Source organism: Bacillus silvicola, assembly GCF_050524305.1.
Lineage (GTDB): Bacteria > Bacillota > Bacilli > Bacillales > Bacillaceae_G > Bacillus_A > Bacillus_A cereus_AT.
Genome location: NZ_JBNGVC010000001.1, coordinates 202,285 through 225,378, shown reverse-complemented (window position 1 = coordinate 225,378; position 23,094 = coordinate 202,285). Strand labels below are relative to the sequence as shown.

The following is a 23,094-nucleotide window of genomic DNA, read 5'->3' as shown; positions in this document are numbered from 1 at the left end:
GTTAAAAGTAGTTTTAAAATATTAAAATTATTTTTGTATAATAAAATATAATGAAATTACAGGGGGGATGAATTTTGAAGAAATTCATAATCGCTGGACTGTCTGTATTGTTATTAGTAGGTTGTGGTACTCCAAAGGAAAAAGAGGACGCACAGTCTAATCAGAAAGAACAGGTTGTAAATGCCAGTGATGAGAATATGGTTGTATTTCCTGAAGGGGCAATACCAGTTGGAGAAGGGAAAGTAAAAGTCATTACACCTGATGGTACTTCTGAAAATGGAAATATACCAACTGTATTCATAAAAAGGGATACTTTAATTCAGCAAGTCGAATTAGAACTTTCCAATTTTCAAAACGATAAAGAAACATTCGTATTTGTAGATCAAATATTTGCAGATAAACATCAAGTAACTAGTTCAACACAGACAACAGTACAATTAAAAGAAAAAATGCTTGAGACAGGTAGTCATACGATTACCGCAGCTCAGTTTGAAAACAATGACCCAAAAGGAAAAGTCATTAGCTTTAATCAAGCGACGTTTGAAACGAAGCCTGCGTCTTAAATAGGGATAAAAAGTACATTACTTAAAGTGGTAGTGTGCTTTTTAATTTGGATAGAATTAGGTTGTTGAGAGTAATATGTTTCACTTTCTAGTACGAATGAATAGTAAGAAATTACTCTTTACTACTACGAAAGGGGAAGAGGTTGAAGATATGAATCGGTTTGTTCGTATCGTTTTGATTAGTATGATAATGTCAGTAATTTGGTTTACTATACAAGAGGTTATTCAAATGACGCTCAATTATCAAATACATGACATGCTAATAGGAGCTGTATGTTTTGTCATTGTGTACCGATTTTATCCCGTATTAACGGGCAGTAAGAACCCCACCTGAAAATTCGGCGCATGCGAGGAAGTTAGGTGGGAAATCAACTGCCCGTAAAAGCCCGATTGGTGAAGGCTAATAATCAGAGGGGGATGGCCCCCCCTCTGATTAAAGTTTCACTTTATGATAAACTCGGATTAAGGTAAGTATTGAGTTGGAAATGTAGGGATTTCATTTGAAATGTCGAATAGTACATACGATGTCGTAATAACAAATTTTCTATTGTTTACTGTGAAACAGAAGAAGGAGAGATAGTAGTAATGAAACGAGCTCTTATTAATATCGACTATACATATGATTTTGTAGCTGAAAAAGGTGCTTTAACTTGCGGGAAGCCAGGTCAAGAAATTGAGAAAGAACTTGTGCGTGTAACGAAGCAGTATATTGCAGATGGAGATTATGTAGTGTTTGCAATCGATAAACATGAAGACAATGATGTATATCATCCTGAAGCCAAATTGTTTCCACCTCATAATATAGCAGGTACAAATGGAAGAAACTTGTTTGGTGAATTACAAGATGTATACGAAAAATATAAAAATGATGAGAATGTATATTACATGGACAAAACGCGATACAGTGCATTTGCAGGAACGGATCTAGAGATGAAGCTAAGAGAAAGAGGAATAGAAGAAGTTCATCTTGTAGGGGTATGTACGGATATTTGTGTTCTACATACAGCAGTAGATGCTTATAATAAAGGATTTAAAATTGTCGTTTATGAAAAGGCGGTTGCATCTTTTAATGCGCAAGGACATGAATATGCACTTGGACATTTTAAATCTTGTTTAAATGCAGAAGTGAAGTAAAAAAGAGGCCTTCAAAAAGGTCTCTTTTTTTGCATTTAAATAGAAACGAATTGTTGTTGAATTAACTTTTTAATGAACGGACTAATCTTTTCTGGTAGTCGGTTTAAATCGGAAAATTGTACATGTAATGATTCAACTCCGTCTGCTTTTAACAAGCCACCTGTAATGTCTTTGCAAAGGTATGCGATTGTAATGGGATAAAATTCATCTCCATTTGGTAATTGTACAAAAAACTCTTTACCCGAAAATACACTTACTAACTGAAGTGTACCAATTTCAATACCTGTTTCTTCAAGCACTTCTCGTCTCCCAGCTTCTTCTGTGGATTCACCAAGTTCCACAAAACCTCCAGGAACACCCCAAATGCCATTTCGTCTTTGTTGTAGTAATATTTGACCTTGTTCATTGAAAACAGCTACAGCAACTCCTACTAGATTGAGTGGTCTAGATCCAACAATTGCTCTTAGTTCTTCGATATATCCCATTAATTGTAACCTCCATGAAAAAAGTATCAAATGAACTATTCGGTGTTATGTGAATGTATTCCTTTGAACGAGGTGAGAGTTACAAAGTTGCTTATAAAAATTTCTATTGTAATCTCCCTTTAGATTATTAAAAAGGGTATATTTATAGTAAATAGAAAAGGACATCTGAAGTTGAAAGATTGATGAAAGGGTTATATTGTTGGAGATGAACTAGGGATACAAATACATAGTTAAGAAAGTAAAATGAAAGATCAGGGAAAAAAGTTGCGAAAGCAAATTTTGAGATAATCAATAAGTAATTACAATAAATTAGCTCTGCATGAAATTTTAAAAAAATAAGGAAGTGGATAGATGAGTGTATTAGCGTATACTGAGGAGTTTTTTAATTATGTAAGGGAGTTTTTGCTTTTAAGGTTTTTACTATTTGCTTTAGTTCTTATCATTATTTCTTTTGTCATAAACCGCATTATTGATTGGTTCTTTAAAAAATCCAGCTTTTTTGATGAAGAGGTAGAGCAGACGATTCAAAGTGTTATTCGATCTATTTTTAGATATATCATTATCATCAGTCTGATCGTATATTTAATTAGTCAATTTGTAGATATAAAAAGTATTATTGCAGGTGCAGGGATAGCGGGGGTTGTCATCGGTTTTGCTGCACAACAGATGCTAAAAGATGTCATATTAGGCTTTGCAAGATTAGCGGACAAAGAGTTTCGTGTTGGCGATTTTGTAACTTTTAACGGAACAAATTCAGGAACTATTGAGGAAATTAGTATTCGTTTTATGCAAATTCGTGAATGGTCAGGGAAACTCCTTACCATACCACACGGAGAGATTAGAACGATACAGAATTTTAATAAAGGATGGATGCGAGTTATTGAACGCATCACGGTAAGTTATCAGGAAGATCCTACAAGAGTTAAGGAATTGTTAGAAGAAGTATGTGTTATTTGTAATGAAAAATTGGATCAAAATCTTTATAGAGTAGATAATGAAGCTGTTGAACCATTTAAATATGTTGGAGTTACAGACCTAAATCCTAACCTTAAATATGTTGGATATGAATTTTGTATTACAGGTTTGATTAAACCGGAAGATTATTTTGAAACTTCTAGACAAGTAAGATTTGAATTAATGTCTATGTTCCATAAAAATCAAGTGCAAATGCCAGCAGCGAATATGTTCGTTAACACTGAAAGTTTACAGCATATTCATGGGGGACAATCTTTATCAGACAGTTAAAGAAAATTAGCTGATTTCTGTTTTTATTTAGAATTTGGATTTGAATGAACTGTATGGGATATCTCGTGAAAAAGAGCTGAAGGAATTCAGCTCTTTTTTGTTTGTAGTATTTAGAAATTTCTTAATGTTATAATGGTAGTTGGTGATGAGAATGAATATAGATGAAAAAGAGATGCATCGTTTAGAAGCGTTAAAAGAAATTGCTGAGTTACTGAATGAAGCGACAAACTTACAGGAAATGTTAGAAAAAGTGTTACATACATTATTACAAGTTATGAATTTACAAACAGGGTGGATATTCTTTATTGATGAAAGTGGAAAGCATCGTAGGCTTGTAGACCAAAACTTACCACCAGCTCTTACGTGGCAAGAAAAGAAGCCGATGTGTGAAGGAGATTGTTGGTGTGTAGAACGTTTTGTGAATGGAAGATTGGAAAAAGCGACAAATATTATTGAATGTAAACGAATAGAGGATGCGATTGAATGTAATTGGGGAGAGACCGAAGATGTTACACATCATGCGACAATCCCACTAAGATCTGGATCAGAGAAATTTGGTCTATTAAATGTTGCCTCGCCTCATAAAACACATTTTTCTGAGGAAGAGTTAGCGTTATTAGAAGCGATTGCATTTCAAATTGGAACGACAATACAACGTATTCAATTAGTTGAGAAAGAACGGAAATATGTAGTTGTAGCTGAAAGAAACCGATTGGCTCGTGATTTACATGATTCCGTTAAACAATTGTTATTTTCAATTATGCTAACAGCGAAAGGAACTCTAAATATGACGAAGGATAGAGACTTACAAGAGATGTTAAGTTATATTGGAGAATTATCACAGGAAGCATTACAAGAGATGACGCTTTTGATTTGGCAATTAAGGCCTGAAGGATTAGAGAAAGGTTTAGCAGAAGCGATACAAAATTACGGAAAACTGTTAGGGATTCAAGTGGAGGTTCGAATTGATGGAATGGTTTTAATTGAAGATGAAATAGAAGAAGTTTTATGGCGTATAAGCCAAGAGGCATTACATAATTGTAAAAAGCATGCTTCGTGTGAAAAAGTATGTGTTCATTTAAGGATTGAAGATAATAAGCTGCACTTTTACATAGAAGATAACGGAATTGGATTTATACAGGATCAAGTAAGAGAGTCCGCACTTGGTTTGAAAAGTATGAAAGAACGAATTGAATTAATGAGGGGGATTTTTCGAATAAAAGCAGAACCAGAAAAGGGGACGAAGATAGAAATTCAATTACCAGTTTGAGAGGGAGAACGTCTGTGAAAATTAAATTATTACTTGTAGAAGATCATCATATTGTTCGAAGGGGACTTGTATTTTTTTTGAAGACGAGAGAAGAATTTGAAATTATCGGGGAAGCAGAAAATGGTGAAGAAGCATTAACATTCGTCCAAACAGAAAGGCCAGATGTAGTATTAATGGATTTATCAATGCCGAAAATGGATGGTATTGAAGCGACAAAACGTATAAAACAATACGATGAGACGATAAAGATACTTATGCTCAGTAGTTTTGCAGAACAAGATTATGTTTTACCAGCAATAGAAGCTGGAGCAGATGGTTATCAATTAAAAGAAGTGCAGCCAGATCAACTTGTTGCGTCAATTGTTGCGGTATATCAAGGAAATGCAAATTTTCACCCAAAAGTAACACCTGCACTATTAGGACGGTCAGCAGTCAAGAAAGAAAGAGAGAATCCTTTTTCTATGTTAACGAAAAGGGAGCAAGAAGTACTTCGTGAAATTGCGAAAGGAAGAAGCAATAAGGAGATTGCAGCGGAGCTTCATATTACAGAACAAACGGTGAAAACACACGTTTCTAACGTATTGGCTAAATTAGAAGTAGATGATCGTACACAAGCTGCATTATACGCAGTAAAGCATGGGGAAAACTAGAAATAAGTATGAATAATTGTGTCATATGTTACGGTAGAATACATAGGAGCAAATAAAATGTATAGTGATGCGCTAAATAAAGTTGTTTCTTCTTTCGATTATTAGGTACAATAAAGTGAAACTTTAATCAGTGGGGGGCATCCCCACTGATTATAAGCCCGCACCAATCGGGTTTTTACGGGCAGTTGATCTCCCATCTAACTCCCTTGCATTCATCGAATTTTGAGGAGGGAGTCTAACTGCCCGTTAATACGGGATATAGCTACTATGGAAGGGGAAGATACGATATGCCTGGTACAAAAAGCGGGATTGGAAAGATTCAGGCTTCGTTAAATGGTTTATCACCGAAATTACGAAGTATTGCCGAACATATTTTGAAACATCCACAAGATGTTGTACATAAATCGATTACGGAGTTAGCTGAAGTTACGAATAGTTCTGAAGCAACGATATTCCGCTTATGCAAACACCTAGGTTTTCAAGGGTTTCAAGACCTGAAAATTACATTAGCTCGTGAAATTGTACATACCCCGATGCAAAATATTCATGAGGAAGTATCGGTAGAAGATAATATGGTCACTGTTGCTAAAAAAGTTTTTCATTCACATATTACAGGACTGCAAGATACATTACATTTGTTAAATGATAACGCGTTGGAACAGGCAGTAAGTGCGCTAAATGAAGCGAAACGAATTGAGTTTTATGGAAATGGTGGTTCGGGTATTATTGCGATGGATGCTTATCATAAGTTTATGAGAACGGGTATTTCTTGTATTGCTCATACGGATTCACATTTTCAAATTATGGGAGCTGGCTTGCTGACAAAAGAAGCGGTGGTCATTGCAATTTCTCATTCGGGTAGTAATAAAGGATTGCTTGAAGCATTAGAAGTAGCGAAAGCAAGAGGGGCTCGCATTATTGCGATTACGAGCTATCAAAAATCGGCATTAAGCCAACTTGCTCATATAACGCTATATACTTCGACGCGTGAGACGGAATTTCGTACAGAAGCAAGTTCGTCACGATTAGCACAGCTTAGTTTATTAGATACTTTGTATGTGGGATTGTCATTGCAGCGACAAGAGGAAACACTACAAAATTTACAAAGTATACGTGAAACAATTTCGATGAAGCGAATATAAAAAGCTCTTCAAATGAAGAGCTTTTTATATTGGCGAGTAGTCTGTTGATATACCCTCTAGATCTACTTGTTCTAAGTGTCTATAGAAATATACCACTTACCTATAGTAATAATCTCTCATCTTTTAGACCATTCATTTTTTAACCTCGATATTTTGCATATGAAATTTAACACATAGCTTGATACATCAAAATACGTATTGGGTAATAATTCAAATATTGTTCAATATTTTACAATGAGCTTATGAATTTCCATGTTATGATGAACTTGTAATGATGATTGAACACTTAAATTTGGTACAATAATTAGCCAAAATAGTGAGGACAGTAGTTGTGAGATAAACTCATTAAAACTCTAAAACACTAAAGGGGAGATCACATATGAAAGCAGTAGTAGTTAATAAAAACAGCAAAGCAAACATTGAAGTTATTGAAAAGGAATTACGTCCGTTACACTCGGGTGAAGCGCTAGTAGATGTAGAGTATTGTGGAGTTTGCCACACTGATTTACACGTTGCGAATCATGATTTTGGAAACACAGATGGCCGCATCCTTGGTCATGAGGGTGTAGGTATTGTTACGAAACTTGCTGATGATGTTACTTCACTAAAGATAGGTGACCGTGTAAGTATTGCATGGATGTTCCAATCTTGTGGACGTTGTGAATATTGCGTAACGGGTAGAGAAACATTCTGCCGTGAAGTGAAAAATGCTGGTTATTCAGTAGATGGTGGTATGGCTGAACAATGTATTGTTACAGCTGATTATGCGGTGAAAGTACCAGAAGGATTAGACCCTGCTCAAGCATCATCAATCACATGTGCGGGCGTAACTACATATAAAGCTATAAAAGTATCAGACATTAAACCTGGTCAACCTATCGTAATCTATGGTTGTGGTGGATTAGGTAACCTAGCTATTCAATATGCTAAAAACGTATTTGGTGCAAAGGTAATTGCAGTTGATATTAATGACGATAAATTAGCCTTAGCAAAAGAGGTTGGTGCTGATATGACTATCAATCCAATTACTCAAGGCCCTGCTGATAAGATTGTTCAAGAGGCGTTTGGTGGCGCTTATGCTGCTGTAGTAACAGCAGTTTCTAAAGTAGCATTCAACTCAGCAGTTGATGCAGTACGTGCTTGTGGTAAAGTCGTTGCAGTAGGTTTACCAGTAGAAACTATGGATTTGAACATTCCGCGACTTGTACTAGATGGAATTGAAGTAGTTGGCTCTCTAGTCGGTACTCGTAAGGATCTAGAAGAGGCATTTATGTTCGGTGCAGAAGGAAAAGTAGTGCCGGTTGTTCAAACTTGTTCTTTAGATAAAGTGCAAAATGTATTCGAAGAAATGGAACAAGGTAGAATTCAAGGGCGTATGGTAATCGATTTTAAACAGCATAATTGTGATTGTAAATAATTCATTTTAAATATAAAAAGCATGAGTCTAGCAAAGGACATGTAAAAAAGTTAGACGGCATCCAGAAGATGATCCCTGTTGAATACAGGGATCATCTTCTTTATATTCCACTAATATCAATGCCGATTAATGAGAAATGATTAAAGGTTCAATTTATCCCGCTATTTGCCGGGCAGTAAGCCCCCCACTTCAAAATTCGGTGAAAGCAAAGAAGTTAGGTGGGGAATCAACTGCCCGTAAAAGCCCGATTGGTGAGGGCTAATAATCAGTGGGGGATGAAGAAAACCCCCACTGATTAAAGTTTCACTTTATTTGCAAACGAAAAAGAATCTTTATTTTTAACAAATTTTTTATGATCTGGAACGGTTTGAATGGCTACAACTTGCGAATCTCTTGCTTTCAATGCATCTTGTATCCCGATGGTCATAAGCTTAATAAAAAGAATCGTAATAAAGAATGAAACGAGAGTATAAAAAATAATCCACCATGAAAGATTCATTTCATAACGATTTAATCCAATAAGGCCTGCCCAATCATTAGATAGAGAAACAGGTTTGGGCACTCCGTCATAGAGTTCTCGCATTTGTATCCCGCCAATTACAATGTCAAGCAACGCTAAATGGATAACGAGTATGAGTGCTTGAACGATATGTTCCATGAATAATACAAATAAGCGATCAAGTAATAAGACTCGTAAGTGTTTTTTGATGATATGAAAACGACTAGCCCCCAGCAATTGGGAACTTAAAATGTAATCTTGTTTCATAAATTCATCAACCTCTGAGGATATATATAAAGAAAGTGTAGGCAGAGCGACGAAAATAAGTACGAGTACTTGATAAAACATAAATGAAATATTTGGGTCTAATCTATCAGCGTTTGAGGTGATTACAATATTAACGGGCGTGATGAGTATAAATGCGATAAATAAAGTTGGAATATAATAAAAAACTTCTGAGCATGACTGGAAAAATCTCTTGAATTTTGGAGCATATAAACTTAAGAGGATTCCTATACATGTTCCGAATAAAATTCGAAAGAAGCTAATTGCCACGGCTAATAAAATAGTGAATTTTGCTCCTTCTACAATTTGTAAGAAAACAGACTCTCCAAAACGATCAGATCCAAAAGGTGGCATTAATGATGGTGGAAAGGGAGCCTTTCCAAGTAATTCGTTATTGTCATTGTAAAGTAACTGAGGAGGTTTTGGGATGTTATCTTTAAAGAACCAACTATAAATAAAACTAGCTGAAACAAGTATGAATAAATAAGTAAAGCCGATTAAAAAGCGTTTTGATTTCCAAATAGATTTCATAGAGCTGCTCCTTTCAATTGCTTTTGCCATCTATTCATCATGAGAGAGATTATTTGAAAAATGGAATAAAACGGTAAGATAATCATGACAAGTATGATAAATGCAGCTGGAGGTGAAATAAACGCCTTCTTAAATAAAAATTGAATAATGCCTTGCATATTAAAAACAAATTCTAAAATGAATAAGTTAGAAAGTAAGAAAACAAAAATCGTTTTTAAATGGTGGAAAAAGTGGATAGATATATTTTTGAATAAATGAATGCATAGTATATAACTTGATGAAAGGCCTTTTCCATATGCAACCTCTACGTAATGTTTTCCATGTTCTTCTTTTATGTATAACACCATCATCCGAAACATTTGTAATGTAGGTAAGACAGCTAAAGATAAAATAGGGAGTAAATAAGCTCGATTTTCATTAAAAGAAATAATGGTGAAAGGAGCTTCCCCGAATTTCTGAAGTACCCATATGAAAAATATTTGCAAACAAATCATCATCATCATATCAGGGACAGCTTCTAATATGAACACAATTCGGTTTATCCATTTTTTGATATAATCTTTTGCTAAAAAATAAAAAAATGCCATGCTAGATGATATAAAGAGCGCAAGCAAAAAGGCTACAAATAATACAGTAAATGAATATAGGTAAGGTTCTAAAACAGTTGGAAATAATGGTATTTTTTTGAAACTACCAAATTTCGGGTCTGATCCTATAACCACTAATGATTCAGGGGAGAAAACCTGTTTTAACATAGTAACGATCTGATTAAAAAAATAAATGGGTTGAAAGGTGAATCCTTGTTGAGTGATAAATAAATAAGGTAAATTTAATAATAGTAAGAGTGATAAAAGAATTGATGAAAGCTTAATTGTGAATTGAGATATTTTATTTAACATTAAATCCCTCCGACATCTTTTTACAATATTAAACAATAAAGTTTAAAGATATTGTTTTATTTTTCTGAAAAATATAAATACTATTAGATTTTATAGTATGGAGCATATATTTACAAGGTAAAAAAGTGATAGTAGTGAGCCGGGCTCTATGTCCATCAAGATCAAAGGAAGAGTGAAATTAAAACAATAAAAAGAGCAAAATGCACAGAATTCCTATTGTGGAGGTAGTTGCTTTTCTTAGCTTGATGGCTATGTTACGTGACCGATAAAAATGAATATGGCTTTTCAACTTCTTTTTCATGCAAATGTGTAGAACGTATTGAAGGACCATGTATGTGTTGTTAATGAAAGAAAAAGATTGTGTTGCGTAACGAATATAACGCAACTCTACCAAGTGGAAAATCTAAATTTAGTATGTAATTGAAATGGAAGGAGGGGATTTATTTTTCGTTATGAAAAAAATTTTCTTTTTAAACCTTGATTAAAGAAAAAATTTTTTATATACTAATTCATGTAAACGGTTTACTAGATCGTATTTTGCTAGAAATGAAGGGAAGATTCGTATGGAAACAAGGGGGAGAGTAATCGGGATTGATATCGGTACCACAAGTACAAAAACGGTTGTGTTCACAGAAAAAGGAAAAGTCGTTGCATCACATGCAGTTGATTATCCAATTATTCAACCGAATGTCGGATGGGCTGAGCAGGATCCAGATGTAATATGTGCTGCTGTATATAAAACTGTAAGCGTTGCCATTGAAAGAAGTAACGTGTTACCAGAAGATATTTCTTCAATCGGTATTAGTACTGCAATGCACGCCTTAATTGCAGTAGATGAAAACGGTGCGCCGTTAACGCGCTCTATTATTTGGGCAGATAATAGAAGTACGAAACAGTCAGAAAAATTATTACAACATATGAATGGGCATGACATATATAGACGAACGGGTACACCAATTCATCCGATGTCGCCGCTTTCTAAATTATTGTGGATGAAAGAGGAAGAGCCAGAATTATATGCGAGTGCTTATAAATTTATTTCCATTAAAGAGTATGTTATTTATCAACTGTTTTCGCGTTACGTAGTGGATTATTCGATAGCATCAGCTACTGGGTTATTTAATTTAGAAACATTAAACTGGGATGAAGATGTTTTAACTATGTTAAATATGTCACCAGAACAATTATCAACACCTGTACCAACTACATATATTTTATCGGGAATGAAGCCGGAATTAGCACAAAAAATGGGTATTAGTGAGGATACTCCGGTTGTTATTGGTGCAAGTGATGGTGTTCTTGCAAATGTAGGTGTCGGTGCAATATCGACTGGCTCAGCTGCAATTACGATTGGAACAAGTGGAGCGGTTCGAACAATTTCATCAAGTGTTAATACAGATGAAAAAGGAAGAACGTTTTGTTATGCATTAACAGAAGAGCACTGGGTAATCGGTGGACCGACGAATAATGGCGGGATTTTATTAAGATGGCTACGTGATGAATTTGGTAGTCCAGAGCAAGAAGTTGCAAAGAAGCTTGGGATTGATCCTTATGATTTATTGATTAAATATGCAGAAAGTGTACCAGCTGGAGCAGATGGATTACTATTTTTACCGTTTCTATCTGGAGAACGTGCACCCTACTGGAATGCAAATGCTCGTGGTACATTCTTCGGAATTAACCTTCAGCATAAACGTGAACATTTCATACGTGCTGTCATGGAAGGGGTTTGTATGAGTGTGTATTCAGTTGCACTTGCCATTCGTGATTGTACGGGGCCACTTTCTGAAATACGTGTTTCAGGAGGCTTTGCAAAGTCTGCGTTTTGGAGACAAATGTTATCTGACATGATGGGGAAAGAATTGCTTGTTCCAGAAAGTCATGAAGCATCTGCGCTTGGGGCAGCGGCACTTGCTTTGTATGCAATTGGGAAAATTGATTCTCTTGAAGAGGTGAAGGATTGGATTGATATTGTCCATCACCATGTACCGAATAAAGAAAATACGGCTTTATATTTAGAGATGTTTTATATGTATGAACGACTTTACAATCGCTTGAAAGAAGAATTTGATTGTATAGCTGCTTTCCAACGTAAACAATAGGGGGATTGGGAGAAATGGTAGTTGGGATTGTACTAGCGGCTGTTGTCATATTACTTTTACTAATTACGGTAGTAAAATGGCATCCATTTGTCGCGTTAATTTTAACAGCAATCGGAGTTGGGCTAGCAATGGGGATGCCCTTAATTGGAACTTCACCACAACATCCGGGGATTATCGATTCTATTAAATTAGGTCTTGGTAATACGTTAGGGTTTTTGGCAATTGTTTTAGCTTTAGGAACAATGCTTGGAAAAATGATGGCTGAGTCTGGCGGTGCTGAACGAATTGCAAACACATTAATTGGACGTTTTGGGAAAAAGCGTGTTCACTGGGCAATGATGTTCGTTGCATTTTTAGTAGGGATTCCGGTGTTTTTCCAGGTTGGATTTGTACTATTAATTCCGTTAGTATTTACAATTGCGTTAGAAACAGGGGTATCACTTATTACAATCGGTATTCCGCTAGTAGCAGGCCTTTCGGTTGTACACGGACTTGTTCCACCGCATCCAGCAGCAATGGCAGCGGTAGGTATATTTAAAGCAGATGTAGGGAAGACAATTTTATATGCATTAATTGTCGGACTTCCAACTGCAATAATTTCAGGTCCGCTTTACGGGAAATGGATCGGTGCTCGTATACATAAAGAAGTACCATTAGAGATAGCGGAGCAATTTATTGAAAGAGATAAGAAGAAGGAACTTCCTAGTTTCGGAAATACATTGTTTACTATTTTACTTCCAGTATTTCTTATGCTAGGTGCATCCATTGCGGAAGTAGCGTTAAGCAAAACAAGTCAACTTGCACAAATATTGCACTTTATTGGAGATCCAATAGTCGCATTATTAATTGCAACGATATATTCTTTCTTTAGTCTTGGTTATGCAAAAGGTTTCTCAAAAGATAAAGTATTACAATTTACAAATGATTGCTTAGGACCTATTGCGAACATCCTGTTAGTTATTGGTGCAGGCGGCGCCTTTAATAAAGTATTGTTAGATTCTGGAATAGGAACGACAATCGCAGAAATGGCGAAAGAATCTCATATTTCACCGATATTATTAGGTTGGGGAATTGCAGCACTTATCCGAATCGCGACTGGATCTGCTACAGTTTCTATGATGACAGCAGCTGGAATTGTAGCGCCAATTGCAGCAAGTACACCGGGTGTAAATGTTGAACTACTAGCACTTGCAACAGGAGCAGGATCATTAATATTATCACATGTGAACGATTCTGGATTTTGGATGATTAAAGAGTATTTCGGAATGACTGTGAAAGAAACATTATTAACATGGACTGCAATGGAGACAATACTATCTGTTGTAGCACTGGGACTAATTTCGTTATTAAATATATTTGTATAGAATGGGAGATTGATTAATATGAAACTAGGTTTAATTGGATTAGGAAAAATGGGATTCCCATTAGCTGAACACTTACATGAAGACAAGCATGAAGTAGTTGTATACGATGTAAATAATGAGCTTGTTGAAAAGGCAGGAAAACTAGGGATTACTGCACGTCATACATTAAAAGAAATGATCGCTGAACTAGAAGCACCTCGTACAATTTGGGTAATGGTACCTGCAGGAGAAGTTGTTGAGTCAGTACTAAAAGAGGTATATCCATTATTAGAGGAAGGCGATATCGTTATTGAAGGTGGAAATTCATTCTATAAAGATACGTTGCGTCGTGCTGAAGAAGCGAAAAGCTTTGGCTTACATTACGTAGATATCGGTACATCAGGCGGTGTGGAAGGAGCTAGATACGGTGCGTGCTTAATGGTTGGTGGAGAAAAAGAAATTTATGATCAACTAGAACCTTTATTTAAAGACTTAGCAGTAGAAAATGGTTATTCATATGCGGGCCGCGTTGGTAGTGGGCATTTCTTAAAAATGGTTCATAACGGTATTGAATATGGAATGATGCAAGCAATCGCTGAAGGATTTGAAGTACTAGATAAAAGTGATTTTGATTTCAATTATGAAGATGTTGCAAAAGTATGGGCGAACGGATCGGTTATCCGTGGTTGGTTAATGGACTTAACTGAAAAAGCATTTGCAGATGATCCAAAACTTGATGGCATTAAAGGTGTAATGAACTCTTCAGGAGAAGGGAAATGGACTGTTGAAACTGCGCTTGAATTACAAGCAGCGGCACCAGTTATCGCAATGTCATTATTTATGCGCTACCGTTCACAAGAAGATGATACATTCCACGGAAAAGTGGTTTCTGCACTTCGTAATCAATTCGGTGGACATGAGGTTGTGAAAAAATAGGAAATATTAGTTTTGTGAAACTCATACGAAAGTATGAGTTCTTTTTTATTTCTCATACTATTTAATGAAAGTTTTTCCCTCTTTTTACTGTGTTTTGTATAGAAATTTCTGATAATATATAAATATAACTTGAAAACAAAGGGGAGAAATAATTATGAAACTAGTCGTTATTAACGGTACACCAAGAAAATTCGGTAGAACTCGCGTTGTGGCAAAATACATTGCAGAGCAATTTGAAGGGGAGTTATACGATTTAGCAGTAGCGGAATTACCTTTATATAATGGAGAAGAATCACAACGTGAATTGGAGGCAGTAAAAAAATTAAAAGCTTTAGTGAAAGCTGCGGATGGAGTAGTACTATGTACACCAGAATATCATAATGCGATGAGTGGAGCACTGAAAAATTCATTAGACTACTTAAGTAGCAGTGAATTCATCCATAAACCTGTCGCATTGTTAGCAGTTGCTGGAGGAGGTAAAGGGGGAATAAACGCATTAAATAGTATGCGGACTGTCGCTAGAGGCGTTTACGCAAATGCAATCCCAAAACAAGTAGTACTTGATGGATTACATGTGCAAGATGGTGAACTTGGAGAAGATGCAAAACCATTAATTCATGATTTAGTTAAAGAATTAAAAGCATATATGAGCGTATATAAAGAGGTGAAAAAACAATTAGGAGTTGAGTGATATGTCCTCTCTTTATCATGATTCTCGCTTGTATTACATTCTAGGAGCCAATAGTTTATCTGCTATTGGCTCTGGGATTGTTATGATAACGATTCCATGGCTGTTGATTAAGGAAAGTGGGGGAGAGACAACGTTTGGGTATATTTCTATCGTTGCAACTCTCATCATGTTTTTGCTAACGCCATTCATTGGGCAAAGCATAGATCGTTTTTCAAGAAAATCTTTATTGTTATGTAACGAAGGTATCGGGATAGCCATTATAGGAATGATGGCTATTTGGGGATTTGCTGGGCAATCATACAATTCTATTCATTACATTATTATTTATATAGCAGGATCTTTCTATTATCTATTATTCTATCCCACAATATTTGCATTTAACCAAGAAATATTTCAATCAGAGCATTATAAAAGTTTAAGTGGCACAATGGAAATACAAGGACAATTAACGCAAGTTATTTCAGGTGCAGCTGCTAGCTTTTTAATTGAGATTATTTCTTTGAAATGGATCTTGTTAGTGGATATGTTAACTTTTGCAGGAGCATTTTTCCTGTTCTTATGTATACCATATGTAAAGAAAAAAGAGGTAAAAGGGAAAATAACATTTAAGAAGCAATTGTTCGAAGGAATTCACTTTATGAAAAAGCGCCCTAAGTTATTTTGGTTTTTACTAGCGACTTATATGCCGTTTATCGGTGTCATGATGGCAAATTATTTAATCCCAGTATATATTTCAGATATGCTCAAAGCTAGTGCCTCTGTATACGCAATTGAAGGTATGATGTACGGTGTCGGAGCGGTTCTTGCAGGAATAAGTATTCCAATCATGATGAAATATGTCAAAACAGAAGTTTCAATCGTTATGACGATGTTCATTTATGTAATTTCAATTACCGTAATGATTATTGAGCCTTCCATTATGCTATTATATGGACTTGCAATTTTTCATGCTATTGGAAATGCTGGAACGAGAGTGGCGAGAAATGTATTAATGATGGAAGAAATCCCAAATGAAGTAATGGGACGTGTGGACAGCTTATTTCGATTAATTGGTACAGGAATTCGAATTGTATTATTAATGTTGTTTACGGCAGGCGTATCTAAAGCAGGGGTAATGATCCCGTTTTACGTACTAAGCTTTATATTGATCCTATCATTAGGGATTGCTTTTTATTATGTAATTTCAAAACGTAAAATGGAAGCGAATGTGTCTAATAAATCCATCGTTTAAAAAACACTTCTTACTCCCTTTCTTTTTCTATATAATAAAAAGAAAGGGAGTGCTAACTTATTTATGAACAAATGGATATTACTTATAATCTTATTACTACCTCCGCTATACATCATTTATATGACATTTCGAATGAATAAAGCTGCTCGTGAAACATTGAGTAATCACTCTCCATACGTTCTTATATTAGGTGCAAAGTTATTTGGAGATAGACCGTCTTTATCTCTTCAAAATCGTTTGGATGTAGCGTTGGAATATTTACATGCTCACCCTGAGGTGAAAGTAATTGTTTCAGGTGGTCAAGGGGAAGATGAAGATATACCGGAAGCTCACAGTATGAGAAACTATTTAATGGTACATGGTATAGATGAGAATCGTATTTTAATTGAAGACCGCTCTACAAATACATATGAAAATTTAAAGTTTAGTATGGATTTATATGATGTAAAGCATGCGGTAGTTGTAAGTAATACGTATCATTTATACCGAACGAAAATAATTGCCAAGCGTTTAGGGATAAAGATGGAAGCTTTGGCTGCTGAAACACCGAGGCGCTCTAAGAAAAAAGCGTATGTGCGTGAATATGCTGCAATTATGAAAACAATATTGTTCGACCGTTAGAGCTCAAATGAGAGCTCTTTTTTGTATAATAAAGCGTATCATTTGAAATGAATGCTATATTCCATCAAAATAAAGGAAACAACATGAAAGGAGTTGTGTCTGTGATTCAATTTAATCATGTGTCAAAAGCGTATGAAGATGGCACAAAAGCAGTGGATTCATTGCATTTAGAAATTAAAAAAGGAGAATTTTTTGTTCTCATTGGTCCGAGTGGTTGCGGGAAAACAACGACAATGAAAATGATTAACCGTTTAATTGAAACGACGGAAGGATCAATTTTAATCGATGGAAAAGATATTCAACAATATAACATAAACGAACTACGTTGGAATATAGGGTACGTGTTGCAGCAGATTGCGCTGTTTCCACATATGACAATTGCTGAAAATATTGCAGTTGTCCCTGAAATGAGAAAATGGACCAAAAAGGAAATAAAAGCACGTGTCGATGACTTACTACAGATGGTTGGGCTCGATCCAGATGTATATCGTGATCGTATGCCAGATGAATTGTCGGGAGGACAGAAACAACGTGTTGGTGTCGTACGGGCATTAGCCGCAAACCCGAAAATTGTACTTATGGACGAACCATTTAGTGCGTTAGATCCGTTAAGTAGGGAGCAGCTCCAGAAGGATATCGTACAACTGCAAAAAAAGATTCAAAAAACAATCGTGTTCGTAACGCACGATATGCAAGAGGCTTTATCACTTGGTGATCGTATTTGTGTAATGAAAGAAGGGAAAGTTGTTCAATTAGATACACCAGAAGGAATTATACATAACCCGAAAAATGAGTTTGTAGAGGAGTTCATTGGAAATCGTGGACGACCTTGGTATGAGGGGAAGAGTATAGAAGAGGTATTGCCGCTAGACGATGGTATACGAGTTGAAGGGAATGCTTTATCTTTACATTCGTCATTACAAGAAGCACTAGTCCGCTTACAAACTGAAGAGTCAGTGCCGGTTGAAGAGCATGGTCAATATGTTGGAGCGTTAACAAGTCGTCATATTGTCAATTACATTGTTGAACAAATGAAGGAAAGAGGCTAAACAGTGACTGATTTTATTCAAACCTTCCAAGAACGAAAAGTAGAATTGCTAAGTGCATTAAGTGAGCATTTACAAATATCGCTTATTTCACTATTTTTTGCAGTAATTATTGCGGTGCCTCTTGGCATTTTATTAACGAGAAAAGAACGGATGGCTGAATTTATAATAGGGACTTCTGCTGTTATGCAGACTGTGCCATCACTTGCATTACTTGGACTTTTAATTCCATTAGTAGGAATCGGTAAACTTCCAGCCATTATCGCATTAGTTGTGTATGCACTATTACCTATTTTACGAAATACATATACAGGAATACGAGAATTAGATGAATCACTTATAGAAGCGGCGAGAGCTATGGGAATGAATAGCTGGAGAAGGTTATGGAAGGTGGAGCTTCCTCTCGCGTTGCCAATTATTATGGCGGGTATTCGTACAGCAATGGTATTAATTGTTGGAACGGCTACATTAGCTGCTTTAATAGGTGCAGGTGGGCTTGGTAAACTTATATTACTAGGTATCGATCGAAATGACCATGCGCTTATCATTTTAGGGGCCGTACCAGCCGCGCTACTCGCTTTATTCTTTGATGTAGTACTTCGCACACTCGAGAGCCCAAGACGCTCTTCTAAGCGCGTTATATTGACAATATGTATTGTTGTCGTAATGATTGCTTCGCCATTTCTTTGGAATACACAAAAGAACGATATAGTTATTGCTGGCAAACTTGGATCTGAACCAGAAATTTTAATTCAAATGTACAAGCAGCTAATTGAACAGGATACAGATTTACACGTAGAATTAAAACCAGGTCTTGGGAAAACAGCATTTGTATTTGAAGCGTTAAAATCAGGTGAAGTAGATATATACCCAGAATTTTCAGGTACAGCTTTATCTACTTTCGTGAAAGAAGAACCGAAAAGTACAAATCGTGATGAAGTATATGAACAAGCTCGCATGGGAATGGAAAAGAAATATAATATGGTTATGTTAAAGCCAATGGAGTATAACAATACATACGCACTAGCCATGCCGAAAAAAATAGCAGATCAAAATAACATAAATACAATTTCTGATTTAGGAAAAATTGCACAGGAAGCTAAAGTAGGATTTACATTAGAATTTGCTGATCGTGAAGATGGTTATAAAGGAATGCAAAAATTATATAACTATAAGTTTTCAAATGTTAAAACGATGGAACCGAAACTACGCTATAGTGCAATACAATCGGGTGATGTGAACGTAATTGATGCATATTCAACTGATAGTGAATTGGAGCAATATGGACTTAAAGTGCTAAAAGATGATAAAGGATTATTCCCGCCTTATCAAGGAGCACCATTATTAAAAAAAGAGACGTTACAGAAATATCCTGAACTCGAAAAAGTATTAAATAAATTATCTGGAAAGATTACAGATGAAGAAATGCGAAAAATGAATTACGAAGTAAATGTGAATGGGAAAAGTAGTGAAGAAGTAGCAAAACAATTTTTACAAAAAGAGAATTTACTTCGTTAATTTTACAAGAAATATACAATTTTATATGTTTGAAATGACCGTTCATTACAAAATGGACGGTTTTTTTGTGCATACTTATACATTTTTTCAAAAAAGTATTCCATTTTTCTTCATTTTCTTTTAGAATAAGTAATGTTTTCCTGAAAAAATATAAGAGAAACGTCTATTAGAGAAAAAGGTGACTTTAATAGTTGAACGAGCATAACACCTAGAATGACAGATGGGGTGGTACAAATAGAAAAGAAGTTAGGATTTTTTCCGTTAATCGCATTAGTAGTTGGAACGATGGTTGGAGGCGGTGTTTTTAGTTTACCGCATGATTTAGCAGTAGGAGCAAATAGTGGTGCAACGATAATTGGTTGGTGTATTACAGCAATGGGAATGATTCCACTTGCGCTCGTATATCAAACGTTAGCAAGACAAAAACCGGAGCTTGAGGGCGGAATTTATAGTTATGCACGAGCTGGTTTCGGTGAATATATTGGTTTTAACAGTGCTTGGGGGTACTGGCTGGCAGGAATTTTAGGAAATGTCGCAACAATTATGTTGCTGTTTAGCACATTAGGTTATTTCTTCCCAATTTTTAAAGGAGGAAATAACGTTGCGTCTATCATTGGTGCATCTCTTTTATTATGGACACTACATTTTCTAATTTTATTTGGAATTCGTGAAGCTTCCATTATGAATGTTATCGCAACAGTAGGGAAATTAGTTCCAATCGTATTATTTATTGTTGTAATGGTAACAGCCTTTCGCTGGGATACATTTACGCATGATTTTTGGGGAGAAGGAACAATCTCACTTTCCGCTATCCTTGGTCAAGTGAAAAATACAATGCTTGTAACGCTATGGGTGTTCATTGGGGTTGAAGGAGCAGTTGTATTATCAGGAAGAGCTAAAAATAGCAGAGACGTTGGAAAAGCGACAGTACTTGGATTAATTTTAGTAATGTCTATTTATATTTTAATTTCTGTTCTGTCAATGGGAGCAATGACACGAGGAGAACTTTCCGTTTTAGAAACTCCGTCAATGGGACATGTATTAGAACATGTTGTTGGTCCATGGGGTGCAGTTGCGATAAACATCGGGTTAGTTGCATCACTTGTAGGTACATTAATTGGCTGGTTTTTACTTGTTTCTGAAATTTCTCACGTAGCTGGAAAAGATGGAGTGTTTCCGAAAGTCTTTACGAAAACAAATAAAAAGCAAACACCGCATATGGCATTATGGATTTCAAATGCTGTTGCCCAAGTTATTTTTATAATCGTTCTGTTTTCAGAATCGACATACCAAATTATGTATTTTATTGCATCAACATCTATATTACTGCCGTACTTATTATCAGCTTTATATCAATTGAAATTAGTCATTACGAAAGAGCTTGAAGTTGCGAGGGTGAAAAATGGCTTGTTAGCTTTAATTGCTTCTGTATATTCTGTATGGCTCATTTACGCAGCTGGTTTAAAGAATTTACTGCTTGTTTCAATTGTATATGGTATTGGGATTCTCGTGTATATGTTTGCAAGAAAAGAAAAAGGGAATCGTTGTTTTGCAGGTATTGAGAGATATGTGATGTGGGCAATTGTTATTGCGGCTATCACTTCAATTTATATGTTAATGTCAGGAAATATAAAATTGTAAAAGTCCTTTAAATGAAGTGACCCCTAAAAGTTAGACATGGTTATTTCATTAGGCAGCGTTTTGGGCGTGGGTCCGGTATTGTATCGGACTCATACCCTTTAATTTTGCCTTAATTCTCTTATGATTATAGTAAGATATATATTTTGCTAGTTCTTGTTCAAAATGTTCCATATTCTTAAAGTCTTTTCGATATAAAAATTCAGATTTCATAATACCAAAGAAATTTTCGATAACTGCGTTATCGTAACAGTTCCCTTTCCGAGACATACTTTGTGTAATACCACGTTTATGAAGAGAATCACGGTATTTTTTCATTTGATAGTGCCAACCTTGATCGGAATGAATAAGGAGGGCATCCTCATCTGTTAAGCGTTCAAAGGATTGGTCTAACATATTAGAAACAAGGGCGTAGGTTGGCCTTGAACCAATTGTATACGTGATAATTTCACCATTAAACAAGTCCAACATTGGCGATACATATAATTTCTCTCCAAATAATTTAAACTCCGTAATATCCGTGACCCATTTTTCGTTTGGCCTTTCTGCTTTGAAATTACGTTCTAAAATATTAGGGGCAATCTTTCCAACAGTTCCTTTATAAGAGCGATATTTCTTCATACGGACCAAACACTTTAATCCTAATTCTTTCATAATGCGTTGTATCTTTTTGTGATTTATTTTATGTCCACGATTAGTAAGTTCATCACGAATACGGCGATAACCATAACGGCCTTCATGTTCATGATAAACAGCTTGAATTAATACTTTCAAATCTGCATCTGGATCCGGACGTTTGGCATTTTTTAACCAATAATAATATGTGCTACGTGGAATATTGGCAAGCACTAAAAGTGATTGTACCGGAAATTGATGCCTTAATTCATAAACTACTTGCGCTTTGTCTTTTTTTGTGACTTCTGTTTGTTTTGAACTAAGGCATTCAACTTTTTTAAATACGCATTCTCCATACGTAACCTTTCTAACTCCTCTTGGAGTTCTTCAATGGAGCCTTCGACTGGTAATTGCTTTTTCACTATTTTGTGATTTTTATTATTCATAGACGGATGCCTCTTTTCTTTAAGTTGTAGGGCATCCAATCCTTCTGTTTCATAAGCTACTTTCCATTTACGAACCGTTTCATAAGATGGAATATTAAAAATTGCCGCTGTTTCCCTGATAGACGTCCTATTTTCAATCATATAGTTAAGTACGTCTAGTTTAAATTGCGTAGAGTAAGATGTATAGCGTTTTTCAAAAGCTTTTTCACCGGAATATTCATATCGGCTAATCCAGTGATAAAATACCCGCTGATCCACGCCTATAGATTTAGCAATGCTTGTCCCGCCTTCTGGGCCTTCTAAATATCGTTTTACTGCTTGTATTTTTTCTTTTGAAGAAAATTTAGCCATAAAAAAACTGCACCTCCAATTGTTAGTCGTGTCTAACAATTGGGGTGCAGTTCAAAATTTAAAGGGCTTTTTTCTTAGTTTAGAGAATATTTAATACATAAGATATTCAGGAGGGATGAAAATGGAAGAAAAAGAACAGTTGTCTAGAATTATGGATTTAGCTAGTGATTTGAGGAAAGTATTAGTACAAGAATCTTTTTTTAATCATCATCCTGAACTTCGAGGTGTGATTGAAAATTTAGCGAGTTCTGTAGAGAATTTGGCGAGTTTGCAACAAAATAAAGATGAAAATGCCGAAGATCGATTACGGTACGTACTTGCTAAAATGAAAATTGCTCATAATGCTATTTTACAAGAAAAAAAAGCATTTCCTTCTCTTTAATATACGTTTTAATTTTGAACCTGACGGATGACGTCAGGTTTTTTATTTCTAGTT

22 protein-coding genes are annotated in these 23,094 nt (G+C 35.5%); 18 read left to right on the top strand and 4 right to left on the bottom strand.

Annotated elements, in window-relative coordinates; genetic code table 11:
- Positions 1 to 74: 74 nt before the first annotated feature.
- The 3 genes from ACP6L7_RS01145 (at position 75) to ACP6L7_RS01135 (ending at position 1,697) form a co-directional block, all read left to right on the top strand.
- Positions 75 to 563 (top strand): putative periplasmic lipoprotein, encoded by a 489-nt coding sequence (locus tag ACP6L7_RS01145; protein WP_097831954.1) that lies wholly within the window; start codon positions 75 to 77, stop codon positions 561 to 563.
- 76 nt (positions 564 to 639) lie between these two features.
- A complete protein-coding gene (locus tag ACP6L7_RS01140) occupies positions 640 to 897 on the top strand; it encodes a hypothetical protein (protein WP_097831955.1) in 258 nt (85 codons plus the stop codon).
- A 251-nt stretch (positions 898 to 1,148) separates the two neighbouring features.
- Positions 1,149 to 1,697, top strand: a complete 549-nt coding sequence (locus tag ACP6L7_RS01135) for a cysteine hydrolase family protein (protein ID WP_097831956.1) — start codon at positions 1,149 to 1,151, stop codon at positions 1,695 to 1,697.
- 35 nt (positions 1,698 to 1,732) lie between these two features.
- On the opposite strand, the gene ACP6L7_RS01130 is transcribed toward ACP6L7_RS01135, so the two are convergent.
- The gene (locus tag ACP6L7_RS01130; RefSeq protein WP_097831957.1) at positions 1,733 to 2,182 is read right to left on the bottom strand and encodes an NUDIX hydrolase; all 450 of its coding nucleotides are present in this window, start codon (positions 2,180 to 2,182) and stop codon (positions 1,733 to 1,735) included.
- Between the two features lie 351 nt (positions 2,183 to 2,533).
- Between ACP6L7_RS01130 and ACP6L7_RS01125 the strand changes: the two genes are divergently transcribed.
- The 5 genes from ACP6L7_RS01125 (at position 2,534) to adhP (ending at position 7,906) form a co-directional block, all read left to right on the top strand.
- On the top strand, positions 2,534 to 3,427 hold the full coding sequence (locus ACP6L7_RS01125) for a mechanosensitive ion channel family protein (RefSeq protein WP_097831958.1): 894 nt from the start codon (positions 2,534 to 2,536) through the stop codon (positions 3,425 to 3,427).
- 151 nt (positions 3,428 to 3,578) lie between these two features.
- On the top strand, positions 3,579 to 4,697 hold the full coding sequence (locus ACP6L7_RS01120) for a GAF domain-containing sensor histidine kinase (protein WP_489686860.1): 1,119 nt from the start codon (positions 3,579 to 3,581) through the stop codon (positions 4,695 to 4,697).
- Positions 4,698 to 4,711: 14 nt separating this feature from the next.
- Complete coding sequence (locus ACP6L7_RS01115; protein ID WP_097831960.1) at positions 4,712 to 5,347, top strand: response regulator; 636 nt, start codon at positions 4,712 to 4,714, stop codon at positions 5,345 to 5,347.
- Between the two features lie 287 nt (positions 5,348 to 5,634).
- Complete coding sequence (locus tag ACP6L7_RS01110; RefSeq protein WP_001119626.1) at positions 5,635 to 6,489, top strand: MurR/RpiR family transcriptional regulator; 855 nt, start codon at positions 5,635 to 5,637, stop codon at positions 6,487 to 6,489.
- A 379-nt stretch (positions 6,490 to 6,868) separates the two neighbouring features.
- Positions 6,869 to 7,906, top strand: a complete 1,038-nt coding sequence (adhP, locus tag ACP6L7_RS01105; RefSeq protein WP_097831961.1) for an alcohol dehydrogenase AdhP — start codon at positions 6,869 to 6,871, stop codon at positions 7,904 to 7,906.
- A 295-nt stretch (positions 7,907 to 8,201) separates the two neighbouring features.
- On the opposite strand, the gene ACP6L7_RS01100 is transcribed toward adhP, so the two are convergent.
- Together ACP6L7_RS01100 and ACP6L7_RS01095 are read right to left on the bottom strand one after the other, a co-directional pair.
- Positions 8,202 to 9,221 carry an ABC transporter permease gene (locus ACP6L7_RS01100; RefSeq protein ID WP_141533556.1) on the bottom strand — a complete coding sequence of 340 codons (1,020 nt, stop codon included), beginning with the start codon at positions 9,219 to 9,221 and terminating at the stop codon, positions 8,202 to 8,204.
- Entirely contained in the window at positions 9,218 to 10,120 is a 903-nt protein-coding gene (locus ACP6L7_RS01095) for an ABC transporter permease subunit (protein WP_097831963.1), read from the bottom strand. Before ACP6L7_RS01095 ends, ACP6L7_RS01100 begins: the two co-directional genes overlap by 4 nt.
- Positions 10,121 to 10,683: 563 nt before the next feature.
- Here ACP6L7_RS01095 and gntK point away from each other — a divergent pair.
- The 9 genes from gntK to arcD all read left to right on the top strand — a co-directional run bounded on the left by gntK (position 10,684) and on the right by arcD (position 21,249).
- Complete coding sequence (gene gntK, locus ACP6L7_RS01090; protein WP_097831964.1) at positions 10,684 to 12,222, top strand: gluconokinase; 1,539 nt, start codon at positions 10,684 to 10,686, stop codon at positions 12,220 to 12,222.
- A gap of 14 nt (positions 12,223 to 12,236) precedes the next feature.
- On the top strand, positions 12,237 to 13,586 hold the full coding sequence (locus ACP6L7_RS01085) for a GntP family permease (RefSeq protein WP_141533557.1): 1,350 nt from the start codon (positions 12,237 to 12,239) through the stop codon (positions 13,584 to 13,586).
- Between the two features lie 18 nt (positions 13,587 to 13,604).
- Complete coding sequence (gene gnd, locus ACP6L7_RS01080; RefSeq protein WP_097831966.1) at positions 13,605 to 14,501, top strand: phosphogluconate dehydrogenase (NAD(+)-dependent, decarboxylating); 897 nt, start codon at positions 13,605 to 13,607, stop codon at positions 14,499 to 14,501.
- A 154-nt stretch (positions 14,502 to 14,655) separates the two neighbouring features.
- A complete protein-coding gene (locus tag ACP6L7_RS01075; RefSeq protein ID WP_071745885.1) occupies positions 14,656 to 15,192 on the top strand; it encodes an NADPH-dependent FMN reductase in 537 nt (178 codons plus the stop codon).
- 1 nt (position 15,193) lies between these two features.
- Positions 15,194 to 16,423, top strand: coding sequence for an MFS transporter (locus ACP6L7_RS01070; RefSeq protein WP_098361966.1), 1,230 nt, complete (start codon positions 15,194 to 15,196; stop codon positions 16,421 to 16,423).
- 63 nt (positions 16,424 to 16,486) lie between these two features.
- Positions 16,487 to 17,044 carry a YdcF family protein gene (locus ACP6L7_RS01065; protein ID WP_097831968.1) on the top strand — a complete coding sequence of 186 codons (558 nt, stop codon included), beginning with the start codon at positions 16,487 to 16,489 and terminating at the stop codon, positions 17,042 to 17,044.
- 101 nt (positions 17,045 to 17,145) lie between these two features.
- Complete coding sequence (locus ACP6L7_RS01060; RefSeq protein WP_097831969.1) at positions 17,146 to 18,093, top strand: ABC transporter ATP-binding protein; 948 nt, start codon at positions 17,146 to 17,148, stop codon at positions 18,091 to 18,093.
- A gap of 3 nt (positions 18,094 to 18,096) precedes the next feature.
- Complete coding sequence (locus ACP6L7_RS01055; RefSeq protein ID WP_097831970.1) at positions 18,097 to 19,608, top strand: ABC transporter permease/substrate-binding protein; 1,512 nt, start codon at positions 18,097 to 18,099, stop codon at positions 19,606 to 19,608.
- A gap of 213 nt (positions 19,609 to 19,821) precedes the next feature.
- Positions 19,822 to 21,249: an arginine-ornithine antiporter gene (arcD, locus tag ACP6L7_RS01050; protein ID WP_097831971.1), complete on the top strand. Its 1,428-nt coding sequence runs from the start codon at positions 19,822 to 19,824 to the stop codon at positions 21,247 to 21,249.
- Between the two features lie 48 nt (positions 21,250 to 21,297).
- Here arcD and ACP6L7_RS01045 read toward each other — a convergent pair.
- Positions 21,298 to 22,658 (bottom strand): IS3 family transposase gene (locus tag ACP6L7_RS01045; protein WP_430528870.1). Its coding sequence is split into 2 segments (ribosomal slippage): positions 21,298 to 22,202 and positions 22,202 to 22,658, totalling 1,362 coding nucleotides; the frame shifts between segments, so codons are not numbered across the junction.
- A 121-nt stretch (positions 22,659 to 22,779) separates the two neighbouring features.
- On the opposite strand from ACP6L7_RS01045, the gene ACP6L7_RS01040 reads away from it, so the two are divergent.
- Positions 22,780 to 23,040 carry a LemA domain protein gene (locus tag ACP6L7_RS01040; protein ID WP_097831972.1) on the top strand — a complete coding sequence of 87 codons (261 nt, stop codon included), beginning with the start codon at positions 22,780 to 22,782 and terminating at the stop codon, positions 23,038 to 23,040.
- Positions 23,041 to 23,094: the final 54 nt, after the last annotated feature.

Coding starts and splice junctions, on each gene's coding strand:
- ACP6L7_RS01135 (WP_097831956.1), top strand. CDS start 1,149: ATGAAACGAGCTCTTATTAATATCGACTATACATATGATTTTGTAGCT.
- ACP6L7_RS01100 (WP_141533556.1), bottom strand. CDS start 9,221: ATGAAATCTATTTGGAAATCAAAACGCTTTTTAATCGGCTTTACTTAT.
- adhP (WP_097831961.1), top strand. CDS start 6,869: ATGAAAGCAGTAGTAGTTAATAAAAACAGCAAAGCAAACATTGAAGTT.
- ACP6L7_RS01070 (WP_098361966.1), top strand. CDS start 15,194: ATGTCCTCTCTTTATCATGATTCTCGCTTGTATTACATTCTAGGAGCC.
- ACP6L7_RS01140 (WP_097831955.1), top strand. CDS start 640: ATGTTTCACTTTCTAGTACGAATGAATAGTAAGAAATTACTCTTTACT.
- gnd (WP_097831966.1), top strand. CDS start 13,605: ATGAAACTAGGTTTAATTGGATTAGGAAAAATGGGATTCCCATTAGCT.
- ACP6L7_RS01120 (WP_489686860.1), top strand. CDS start 3,579: ATGAATATAGATGAAAAAGAGATGCATCGTTTAGAAGCGTTAAAAGAA.
- ACP6L7_RS01085 (WP_141533557.1), top strand. CDS start 12,237: ATGGTAGTTGGGATTGTACTAGCGGCTGTTGTCATATTACTTTTACTA.
- ACP6L7_RS01095 (WP_097831963.1), bottom strand. CDS start 10,120: ATGTTAAATAAAATATCTCAATTCACAATTAAGCTTTCATCAATTCTT.
- ACP6L7_RS01075 (WP_071745885.1), top strand. CDS start 14,656: ATGAAACTAGTCGTTATTAACGGTACACCAAGAAAATTCGGTAGAACT.
- ACP6L7_RS01110 (WP_001119626.1), top strand. CDS start 5,635: ATGCCTGGTACAAAAAGCGGGATTGGAAAGATTCAGGCTTCGTTAAAT.
- ACP6L7_RS01130 (WP_097831957.1), bottom strand. CDS start 2,182: ATGGGATATATCGAAGAACTAAGAGCAATTGTTGGATCTAGACCACTC.
- gntK (WP_097831964.1), top strand. CDS start 10,684: ATGGAAACAAGGGGGAGAGTAATCGGGATTGATATCGGTACCACAAGT.
- ACP6L7_RS01040 (WP_097831972.1), top strand. CDS start 22,780: ATGGAAGAAAAAGAACAGTTGTCTAGAATTATGGATTTAGCTAGTGAT.
- ACP6L7_RS01065 (WP_097831968.1), top strand. CDS start 16,487: ATGAACAAATGGATATTACTTATAATCTTATTACTACCTCCGCTATAC.
- ACP6L7_RS01125 (WP_097831958.1), top strand. CDS start 2,534: ATGAGTGTATTAGCGTATACTGAGGAGTTTTTTAATTATGTAAGGGAG.
- arcD (WP_097831971.1), top strand. CDS start 19,822: ATGACAGATGGGGTGGTACAAATAGAAAAGAAGTTAGGATTTTTTCCG.